This window comes from Pseudoduganella sp. RAF53_2 (assembly GCF_052113985.1).
Classification (GTDB): domain Bacteria; phylum Pseudomonadota; class Gammaproteobacteria; order Burkholderiales; family Burkholderiaceae_D; genus Rugamonas.
This window is the reverse complement of record NZ_JBFRDW010000661.1, coordinates 1-3,294: the sequence shown is the minus strand read 5'-3', so window position 1 is coordinate 3,294 and position 3,294 is coordinate 1. Positions and strand designations below refer to the sequence as shown.

The 3,294-nt window shown below is 62.4% G+C and carries 6 protein-coding genes; all 6 read right to left on the bottom strand.

Annotated elements, in window-relative coordinates; translation table 11 throughout:
* Positions 1-891, bottom strand: an 891-nt coding sequence (locus tag AB4Z11_RS27355; RefSeq protein ID WP_442028992.1) for an NAD(P)/FAD-dependent oxidoreductase, incomplete at its 3' end; no start/stop codon positions are given.
* A gap of 74 nt (positions 892-965) precedes the next feature.
* The gene (locus AB4Z11_RS27350; protein WP_442028991.1) at positions 966-1,274 is read right to left on the bottom strand and encodes a c-type cytochrome; all 309 of its coding nucleotides are present in this window, start codon (positions 1,272-1,274) and stop codon (positions 966-968) included.
* 11 nt (positions 1,275-1,285) lie between these two features.
* Positions 1,286-2,095, bottom strand: a complete 810-nt coding sequence (gene soxA / locus AB4Z11_RS27345) for a sulfur oxidation c-type cytochrome SoxA (protein ID WP_442028990.1) — start codon at positions 2,093-2,095, stop codon at positions 1,286-1,288.
* Entirely contained in the window at positions 2,092-2,415 is a 324-nt protein-coding gene (gene soxZ / locus AB4Z11_RS27340; protein ID WP_442028989.1) for a thiosulfate oxidation carrier complex protein SoxZ, read from the bottom strand. Before soxZ ends, soxA begins: the two co-directional genes overlap by 4 nt.
* Positions 2,415-2,858 carry a SoxY-related AACIE arm protein gene (locus AB4Z11_RS27335; protein WP_442028988.1) on the bottom strand — a complete coding sequence of 148 codons (444 nt, stop codon included), beginning with the start codon at positions 2,856-2,858 and terminating at the stop codon, positions 2,415-2,417. Before AB4Z11_RS27335 ends, soxZ begins: the two co-directional genes overlap by 1 nt.
* On the bottom strand, positions 2,855-3,238 hold the full coding sequence (gene soxX / locus AB4Z11_RS27330) for a sulfur oxidation c-type cytochrome SoxX (RefSeq protein WP_442028987.1): 384 nt from the start codon (positions 3,236-3,238) through the stop codon (positions 2,855-2,857). Before soxX ends, AB4Z11_RS27335 begins: the two co-directional genes overlap by 4 nt.
* Positions 3,239-3,294: the final 56 nt, after the last annotated feature.

Sequence of the window (3,294 nt, the reverse complement as noted above, 5' to 3'; positions counted from 1 at the left end):
GCGTTTGTTTATGTTCGCCAGGCCGGCGTCGAAGGCGATGGCGCCGGCGCGCTGGGGTGGGATCACATTCAGCACGTCCGCATGTACTTTGTCGCCCAGTTCGGAGATGGCGGTGCTGCTGCCTGCGTCGATATCCACCGTGCGGAAGCTGGGGCGGTATTCGATGATGCCGCTGTAGCGCTCTTTCCAGATTTTCTTAAACAACGGGCCTTTGCTAGTCACGTCTTCATTCGCGTCCAGCAGCAGCACCTTGGATTTCGGCTTGTGCACGCTGAAGTAGTGGGCGATCTGGCAGGCGCGCTCGTATGGCCCGGGCGGGCAGCGGTAGGGCTGCGGCGGAATCGTCATGGCGTACACGCCGCCGTCGGGCATGGATTCGAGCTGCAGGCGCAGGGCCACCGTTTGTATGCCGGCCTTCCACGCATGCAGGATCTTGGTTTGCGCGCCGGGCGCTTTCATGCCAGGCAATTCGTCCCACAAGAATTCGACGCCGGGGCTGACGATCAGGCGGTCGTAGCTGAGCGTTTGGCCGCTTTGCAGCGTGACCGTGCGCTTTTCCGGATCGATATGGGTGGCCGTGTCACGCAGGAGCTTGATGCCGTGATGGCGGACAAGCGCGTCGTAGCTGGTGGTGAGGTCGGCGATCTGCTTGCTGCCGCCGAGGACCAGGTTTGAGAGCGGGCAGGAGATGAAGTTGGGGTTGGGTTCGACGATAGTGACATCAATGCTGCCCTCGCTCCACATGCGCACGTACTTCGCGGCGGTGGCGCCGCCGTAGCCGCCGCCGATGACGACAACTTGCGGTTTGCTCGATCCGGTAATGCTGGCGCAGCCGGTGGTGGCGGCCAGCGCTCCAGCGCCGGCGGCTTGCAGGAATTGGCGACGGTCCATGTTTGCGGGCTCCTTACGTTATTAGAACCAACGGCATAAAGCAGGTGGCAGCCACGATGTGGCTGCCACCAGGGTTACGTTCCTGGTTTTGCTTGCGCCGCAAAGTAAGCGGCAAGGACTGCGAGCTGCTCGTCGGTGTAGCCTTTGGCGATCTGGGTCATGATCGTGCTTTTCGTGGCGCCGGATTTGAAGTCCTTTAGCTTGGCCAGCAATGCGTCCTTAGGCTGTCCGGCCAATGGTGGCAGGGCGTTGCCTTTGGTGGCGCCGTTGGTGCCGTGGCAGCCGGTGCAGGTGGCTGCAAGACGTGCGCCGGGGTGGATAGCATCAGCGGCGCTGGCTGTCGCACAGCAGATTGTGAGCAGGATGGCGGCAAGGTGCTTCATCGTTGGCTCCTTCAGGGACGGACTCCAGGGGTTTCCAGTGGCATGCCTTTGGCCCTTAACGCGAGCCAGGCTTCAAGGTCGATCAGGTCTTGTGCGCCGAACGGCGGCACTTCGGCACGTACACCGTTCATGCAGTTGCGCAGGCGGCGTTGCAGGCTACCCATGCTTTGCCATTCGAGCCGGTAGATGGGGTAGGCGTTGGCGTGGGCTTGAGGAATTAACGCACCGGCGAGGCGCTTACCCGCGTTGTCGTCGTGGCATTGGGCGCAGGACAGGTTGATTTGCCCCATACGCGTGGTGAAGAGTTTTTGGCCGCGCGTTGCCGAGGCGCGGGTTTCTGCGTCGTCGGGCGGGTTCATGGGCATGCCGCGCGATTGCATGGCGATGTAGCTTTCCAACGCCAGCAGGTCTTCGGATTCGGCTTTGAATGGCGGGGCTTTCAGGGCGCCTTGCCGGCAGATGTTGATCTGGTCGGAAAGGGTGATGACTTTGCCCGCGCCTTTGCTGAAGCGGGGGAAGTGCGTGGCCACGTCGCGCATGCTGGCTTTGGCGTCGTTGTGGCAGGTGGCGCAGGATTTGTTCGTCGCCACAGCTGGCGTGCGCCAGAGGGCCTCGCCGGATGCGATCCAGAGCATGGCGGGGTTTTGCGAGTCGTCGCGCTGCATGGTTTGCGTAGCGGGGCTCATGTACTCCGCTCCGGAGTGGCGGCACGCTTCAACCACCGGCGTGGAGCTGGTGGCTGCCACATCGTGGCAGCCACCCGGGTTTGCCGTGGGGGTAACTCCCAGAACAGCCGCAGCAAGCACAATGACCAAACTCATGGCACCACCGCCAGTTTTGTGGACTCAGTCTGCGCGAAGCCATTATCCCCGGTCCAGGTGAATTCAAGGGTGCCTGTTTCGGTGGCGCGCGTGAAGAAGGCGATGTAGGGGTTGGCGGACATCGCGGGATGCAGTTCAGCCGAGAATACTTCCACGCCGCTGTATTTGCAGACGAAGTTGCGGATGATATCGCGCGGAAGAATTCCGCCTGCATTCCCGGCGCGGAAGCCCGTTTCCATCGGATGCGCGCTCAACGCGCGGATTTCGATGATCTCGCCAGGCTTTGCGGTCGCCGGCATGTGGATCAGCGCACGGGCCATTACATGCCCTCCCCTTCGACGCAGGCCGCAAGCGTGACGATAACGTCGACCGTTTGCTGCCACAGGCTGCCGTCATTGGTACGCGCGATGGCGGTCAGCTTTTGGGAAGTAGCGAGACGAATGCGCGTTGAGACTTCGGCTTTGCCTGTGCGCGGGCCGAGTTTGAATTTGACCACATCGGGCAGCGGATTCTTTTCATTGAACACAGCGATGTCGGTGACGTGGTCTTGCTCGGTCATGGGACTGTCCACGCGGATTGTGACCGGAACTGCATTGCCGTTGTCGATCAGTTTGGCGATTTCGAACGCGAGTTTTCCGGGCTGCGGTGATTTACCACCGGTGAATGCGGCAATGGCGCTGACCATCGCCTCGGGCGTGGCGGATGCTGGTTTGATCAGCACCAGCAGGGGCATGGCTAGCAGATGGCGGCGGCTGATCGTCATGGCTTGCTGCGCAACGTTTGCAAATAGGCGACGACGTCTTCGATCTGCTGCGCGGTCAGGATGGTCTTGCCGCGGTAGGCGGGCGCTACGCGCATCAGGCCTTCGGTGCGGTAGTAGGCGGGCATGATCGTGGACGGATTCAGCTGACTGCTGTCGGCGATGCGCTGACGTAGCTGGGCGGCGGTGTATCGGTCACCCACGCCACTCAGGTCGGGAGCAAGGTTGCCCTGGAATTGCTCTTCGGGGATGGGGGCGGTGTGACACAGCAGGCAGAGGCCGAGCTGGCGGCTGGCGACGATGGCGCGGCCGCGGATGGGGTCGCCCGGTGGCGGTGCTTCCTGGGCTTGGGCTGCGGCGGTGATGAGCAGGAGGGCTTGCAAAAACCCACGGCAGAGACCTGGTGGCAGCCACGATGTGGCTGCCACCTGCTTTCTGC